Annotated in this window: 7 protein-coding genes; 4 read left to right on the forward strand and 3 right to left on the reverse strand. The window is 40.8% G+C overall.

Annotated elements, in window-relative coordinates:
- Window positions 1-635, forward strand: a 635-nt coding sequence (locus tag WAM07_RS08330) for a tetratricopeptide repeat protein (protein ID WP_422166024.1), incomplete at its 5' end; no start/stop codon positions are given.
- A gap of 28 nt (window positions 636-663) precedes the next feature.
- Here the strand turns inward: WAM07_RS08330 and WAM07_RS08335 are convergent.
- Window positions 664-1,539, reverse strand: a complete 876-nt coding sequence (locus tag WAM07_RS08335; protein ID WP_014645071.1) for a 5'-3' exonuclease — start codon at window positions 1,537-1,539, stop codon at window positions 664-666.
- A 199-nt stretch (window positions 1,540-1,738) separates the two neighbouring features.
- Here WAM07_RS08335 and WAM07_RS08340 point away from each other — a divergent pair, with 199 nt between their 5' ends.
- Window positions 1,739-3,259: an aldehyde dehydrogenase family protein gene (locus WAM07_RS08340; RefSeq protein WP_224895796.1), complete on the forward strand. Its 1,521-nt coding sequence runs from the start codon at window positions 1,739-1,741 to the stop codon at window positions 3,257-3,259.
- Between the two features lie 24 nt (window positions 3,260-3,283).
- A complete protein-coding gene (locus tag WAM07_RS08345) occupies window positions 3,284-3,649 on the forward strand; it encodes a DUF779 domain-containing protein (protein WP_422166025.1) in 366 nt (121 codons plus the stop codon).
- Window positions 3,650-3,684: 35 nt separating this feature from the next.
- Here the strand turns inward: WAM07_RS08345 and WAM07_RS08350 are convergent, their stop codons facing one another.
- Window positions 3,685-4,395, reverse strand: a complete 711-nt coding sequence (locus WAM07_RS08350) for an alpha/beta fold hydrolase (RefSeq protein ID WP_422166026.1) — start codon at window positions 4,393-4,395, stop codon at window positions 3,685-3,687.
- Window positions 4,373-5,137, reverse strand: a complete 765-nt coding sequence (locus WAM07_RS08355; RefSeq protein WP_422166027.1) for a GNAT family N-acetyltransferase — start codon at window positions 5,135-5,137, stop codon at window positions 4,373-4,375. The genes WAM07_RS08350 and WAM07_RS08355 overlap by 23 nt, the downstream gene beginning before the upstream one ends.
- Window positions 5,138-5,286: 149 nt before the next feature.
- Between WAM07_RS08355 and WAM07_RS08360 the strand changes: the two genes are divergently transcribed.
- On the forward strand, window positions 5,287-6,297 hold the full coding sequence (locus WAM07_RS08360; protein WP_422166028.1) for an NADP-dependent oxidoreductase: 1,011 nt from the start codon (window positions 5,287-5,289) through the stop codon (window positions 6,295-6,297).
- Window positions 6,298-6,642: the final 345 nt, after the last annotated feature.

A 6,642-nucleotide genomic window follows, 5' to 3' on the forward strand; every position in this document is an offset into this window, starting at 1 on the left:
CTATAGAAGGGTATAAAAATAATCTTAATTATTCTAGGCTAGTTGACACGTTCATGATCGTTGCTTTGAACTACAGATACTTGAACATTCATTCCGTAGCAGAGGAATATTTCCTTAAATTACTCAAATTTGCTAAATATCACCTTCCCCAGTTGGAAAAAAGAAGAATATTTCATAATCTAGGTTATATATACGCCAATCAAGAAAAATATCAAGAAGCCTTACATTATTTACAAAAGGCACAGGATATTGAAACGTCTGAAAAATATTTTGAAATTAGCACCCTCTATCTTCTCGCCTCTACAAGTTATTACTGCAACGACATGAAGGCTACGTGGGACTATATTCATTTAGGTGAACAAGAAGCCATCGACTCTCATAGTATATTTTTCATGCATAAATTTTTCGTGCTGCGTCACACCATAAATCAGACAACTCATGACGACGAATTCATCGACAAGCTTGAGAATGAAATCGTACCAAGTATGCGAGAGCTAAACGAATACGAAGATTATAAAACCTATTTGGAAATGCTTGGGGATATTTTTTACCAAAAGCGATTATATAAGAAATCAGCTATGTGTTTTAAAGAAGCCAACAACTTCAGGTTTACGCAAAAGAAAGATTTATTATAAAAAAGTCAGGAGCAGCTGCTCCTGACTTTTATATACGAACTAAATTCTTTTTCCAATTTCGGAACTCCAGTTCATTAAATTTAGCTTCCATTTTTTCATCATCAATATAAAACAGAGCGTCCTCCAGGGAACAGTTAACATCTGCTTCACAATTAATTCTGGCAAGCTGTCTGGATAAGTGAAGCATTTCTAAATCCTGCTCAATCTTGGTACGCTGCCCCTTTGTCAGTTTATCTAAGTTTTCAAGGATCCCTTCAATGGTCTGGTGCTCCATTAGAAGTTTGAGAGCCGTCTTTTCACCGATCCCTTTCACTCCAGGATAGTTATCACTGCTGTCTCCCATTAAGGCTTTTAAATCCACCATTTGAGAGGGTGTAATTCCTTTTTCTTCGTAAAAGGAGTCTTGATGATATTCAGCATAATTACCATAGCCTTTTTTTAATAGGACGACGTGAACATTGGGCTGCAATAATTGAAGCAGGTCCTGGTCACCTGTAAGCAGAAACACTTGAGAGTGCTCACTGTAAAGGCGGCTTAATGTTCCCATACAATCATCTGCCTCATAACCAACCTGCCCCACATTTGGTATATTAAGAGATTCGACCACCTCTTTAGCCAGATCAAACTGTGGAATTAGTTCCTCTGGCGGCGCCCCACGGTTAGCTTTATAATCCGGAAATAAATCATTGCGGAATGTCTGACTCCCCATATCCCAACAGCACACAACATGCGTAGGCTGATACGTTTCTATAGCTGTAAAAAGGTGCTTGACCATACCATAGACGGCATTGGTTGGTGTACCTTTACTATTAATCATATAATAATTGCTCATGGCTGTAGCATAGAAAGCACGGAATAACAAAGCCATCCCGTCCACAACCATAATTCGGTTCGTTGTTGTCATTCACCTGTTCCCCTTTATTGATAAGTTGACTCTATTATAACAAAAAGAAGCAAGCAGACACCAAAACGTTTATATTACCCTATTCTTCTAATAATTGACAAAATTCTGATAACATGCTAGGTTCAAGATAAGTGTCTACTCTTTACATAAAGTTTTTTGTAAGCGTTTACACTTCATTACACATTGAGGAGGAGTAAGAATGGTCTATGCATTTCCAAATACAGAAGGATCGATTGTTCAATACAAAGAGCGTTACGATAATTTCATTGGTGGTAAATGGACGCCCCCGGTAAATGGGGAATACTTTGAAAACGTGACACCTGTGACAGGCCAGAATTTCTGTCAGGTAGCCCGTTCTACAGAAGAAGATGTGGAATTGGCTGTTGAAGCGGCCCATCAGGCAAAAGACGCCTGGGGGAAAACCTCCGTGACCGAACGATCGCTGATCCTTAATAGGATCGCAGACAGGATGGAAGAGAACTTAGAAAAATTGGCAGTAGCTGAAACTTGGGAAAATGGAAAAGCGGTGCGGGAAACTTTAAATGCTGATATCCCTTTAGCTGTGGATCATTTTCGTTATTTCGCATCTGTTATTCGTGCTCAGGAAGGGTCAATTGGCGAAATTGATCAAGATACAATTGCTTATCACTTCCACGAGCCTCTGGGAGTCGTAGGTCAGATTATTCCGTGGAACTTCCCTATTTTAATGGCAACATGGAAGATTGCGCCGGCTCTTGCAGCAGGAAATGCGATTGTACTAAAACCAGCAGAACAGACTCCGGCATCGATTATGTACTTACTCGAATTGATTGAAGACCTCCTTCCTGCCGGTGTACTGAACATAGTAAATGGATTTGGACTTGAAGCAGGTAAGCCTCTTGCTCAGAATCCACGCATTAATAAAGTAGCTTTTACTGGTGAAACCACAACCGGACGAATGATCATGCAGTATGCTTCCCAGAACATCATCCCTGTCACGTTAGAACTTGGAGGAAAATCGCCAAATATCTTCTTTGAAGATGTGATGCGTGAAGATGATGACTTTTTAGATAAAACCATTGAAGGCATGGTCATGTTTGCGTTAAACCAGGGTGAGGTCTGCACATGTCCATCAAGAGCACTTATACAGGAATCGATATATGACCAGTTTATGGACCGTGCTATTGAACGTGTGAAAGCCATCAAAACAGGTAATCCACTGGATCCTGAAGTTATGATGGGAGCTCAGGCTTCCTCTGAACAGCTGGATAAGATCTTATCTTACCTGCAAATTGGCAAAGAGGAAGGTGCAGAATGCCTTGTAGGAGGCGAAAGGAACCAGCTGGACGGCGATTTTAAAGATGGTTACTATGTGAAACCTACCATGTTTAAAGGAACCAACGACATGCGTGTCTTTCAGGAAGAGATTTTTGGACCTGTCCTTTCTGTCACCACCTTCAAAGACAAAGAAGAAGCCATGTCCATTGCAAACGATACACTGTATGGTCTGGGAGCCGGAATATGGACGCGGGATATGAATACGGCCTATCGTTTCGGCCGGGGAATTGAAGCCGGTAGAGTCTGGACCAATTGTTATCATACTTACCCTGCACATGCAGCCTTCGGCGGATACAAAATGTCTGGTGTTGGGCGTGAGAACCATAAAATGATGTTAAGCCACTATCAACAGACCAAAAACATGCTCGTCAGCTACAGCCCTCAGAAACTAGGATTCTATTAATCTAAAGTGAGGAGGTGACAAAAGATGGTCGAACGTGTGACTGCGACTGATGCCGCCCTCGAATTGATTGACAAGCTGAAAGATAAGCATGGACCTTTGATGTTTCATCAGTCCGGAGGGTGTTGTGATGGAAGTTCGCCAATGTGTTATCCAGATGGTGACTTAATGATAGGCAAGCAGGATATTCTATTAGGTGAAATTGGTTCTTCCCCCTTTTATATAAACAAAAAACAGTATGAATATTGGAAGCATACTCAATTGATTATTGATGTGGTAGATGGGCGCGGAGGAATGTTTTCTTTAGAAGGCGTAGAAGGAAAAAGATTTTTATCAAGGTCACGTGCTTTTACAAAAGAAGAAGCGGCAGAACTTCAAAGCGCAGAACGATAAGGAACAGCCCTCTTTATTGCATGAAGAGGGCTGTTTTATATTGTTTTTTTTCGAAGAAACTGCAGGAGAATATGGTTATAAATAACTGGCTGATCTTTATGAACAGAGTGCCCTGCAAAAGGTAGTACCGCTTTATGAATATAAGGACAATCTCCGTAAATGGAAGCGCCGGATGCTTCATACTGAACGGACTCCCCCGCTATGAAAAGCACAGGCACCCTCAGGTCAGCTAAACCTTCGGATAAATAAAACGGATACCAGTCCGGGTTTCTTGCCAGGTAAATAAATTCTCTCCAGTTTGTATTATGGAGAAGGTTGTAATAATCTATCTGAGTCTTATCTCGAAGTAGACATCTTTGTTTCTCTGTCTCTTTTCTATGCAACTGCTTCCAACGGGCAGGTTTTTTGGGATAAATGCCCGAAACCGTTAAACTCTTTACTCTGTGGGGGTGATTTCGGGCCAATAAAATCCCAGCAAATGCCCCTAAATCACTGCCGATGATGTGAGCTTCATTCATTTGTAAATGTTCCATCGTTTCAGCAAGATCCTGAGCTGTATTCTCAAAGAAATGGTTAAATTCATCACTGAAAGAATTGCCGTGTCCCCTTAAGTCAGGAAGGATTACCTGAAACTGATCACATAACTGGTCACATTGGTATTCAAAATCTGTAACCCCTGTTTCCAGACGGCTATGAAGAAATATTACTGGCTCCCCTGTTCCTTTAATAGTGGTGTGAAGAATCATCGAATCCCCCTCTATTCGACCTTTTAAATAATTTAATGGTTTCTGTAACCTCACAGCCGTTCCGTTGAAGTACGGAAAGCATAGGATGGTTGTTTACACTTGTAGCTCCTATACTATATAATGCTCCAAATTCTTCCTTCAACATATACAATCCCTGTCTATAAAGAACCGAGCCTTTCCCTTGGCCGCGAGCTTCCGGAACCAGCCCAAAGTAAAACATCCGACCTTCATTTTCTGTGCCGGGCTCAATGTGAGGCATTACCACACCAATAGCTTCCTGATTTTCATAAGCCACATTACACGTATCTATGTAAGAAGAACCCAATTCTTTTCTTACGCTTCCTATTTGTTCGTCCATACTTAAATATGGCGAAGCGTTTAAAGATCCTTCCATAGATCTTTTCCATACGTCTTTAAAATGTTCCACAGGGATATCTCTCAGCGATTTCATAGTAAAAGCTGCCTCCTCATCCACCATTTTGCTGAGATCAAATCGCACAAAGACTTTCTCATCATGAAATTGAAATTGGCAGGATTTTAGATGCTTCTCTAGTTCTGTTGCTCGATCGCTGTTCACTAGAATAGTAATATTGTCCACCTGCTGAATATCTTTATCTATAACTAAGAAATCCGTCAACTGACAAAGTTCCCGGTCTGTTAAGTGGCCCGTTTCTTCTATGGTTATAAAATTATCTCCTATTACAAATTTGACTTTTTCATATAGATTTTGCTTCTGTTCCATAAATCCTCCTAAGATTTTACTTCTACACTGTTCCCCTATCATCCTACCTTATCTGAGGCAGATATGGTAATAACAATCACATTATTTTCATTTTATGAACCTTACGCGATACAATATAGGTTGAGAATCCATGAAAGGAGTTTTATCAAATGAACCGTGAAATACATTTAGTAGAAAGACCAAAAGCTACACCTACACATGAACATATTAAAGTTGTAGAGAATAACCAGCCTGAACCAGGCTCAGGAGAAGTACTCCTGAAAATGTTATACGTATCCGTAGACCCTTACATGAGAGGTCGTATGAGCGACGCCAAATCCTATGTTGCACCTTTTCAACTAAACGAGCCTATTGAAGGCGGTGCTGTCGCAGAAGTGGTGCAATCCAACGCTGATCAATTAAGTGAAGGCGACATTATTACTGGAATGCTTCCATGGAAAGAATATACAGTACAAAAAGCAGACGGCCTTCGTAAAATTGATCCTCGTCTGGGGCCGATCACTACTTCTCTAGGTATTCTTGGCATGCCAGGGCTTACCGCATATTTCGGCTTAATGGACATTGGCCAACCTAAAGAAGGAGAAACGATTCTGGTCTCCGGAGCAGCAGGTGCTGTTGGTTCCACCGTCGTTCAAATCGGTAAAATTATGGGCTGCCGTGTTGTTGGTATTGCTGGCACAGACGAAAAAACCAGTTATTTAAAAGAAGAACTAGGCGTAGACGCGACCATCAACTACAAAACCGAAAATGTATCTGAAGCGCTTCAGGAGAAATGTCCGGACGGTATTGATGTATATTTCGATAACGTAGGCGGAGATATTTCCGATGCAGTCTATCCGCTTCTCAATAAGTATGCAAGAATTGCCCAGTGTGGTGCCATTTCATCTTATAACGTCCCGAACGACCAGGGACCGCGTATTCAAATGCACTTAATTAAATCAAGTGTATTAATTAAAGGATTCACTGTAGGGGATTATCAAGACCGCTTCTCCGAAGGTTTCCAGCAATTGTCCAAATGGTTGAGTGAAGGAAAACTCACTTACGAAGAAACGATCACCGAAGGGTTCGAAAACATCCCTGAGGCTTTCTTTGGTCTGTTTGAAGGAGCTAACCTTGGTAAACAGCTCGTTAAAGTAGCAGAACCTTCTCAAAAATCTTAATAGTTAATAGAGCAGGTGGACCATTTTTTTCGCCTGATTATTTAAGAGAGCGTACAAATGTTGTGCGCTCTCTTTTTGTTTGATATCCTGCCAAATCTCTTTGATCGAACATAAGGTAATAGGCAGTGTGCCTCAAAAAGGATCTTTTCCTATCACAGACTCCCTCTAAAATGAAAAAATTAATTTTCAAATTACCCAAAAAATGTACTCACTATCAAAACATGATCAGCGGACACACACCTGCTTCTATCGAGGTATGGATTCTCCCTACAAACGATAAACGATGGGAAAAGTTCCATCGTTCATTATCGAGAAAGGTTGTAAATAAGCCAAGACTCTATCTAA

The organism is Halobacillus sp. (genome assembly GCF_049282395.1).
In the GTDB taxonomy this organism is placed as follows: Bacteria; Bacillota; Bacilli; order Bacillales; family Halobacillaceae; genus Halobacillus.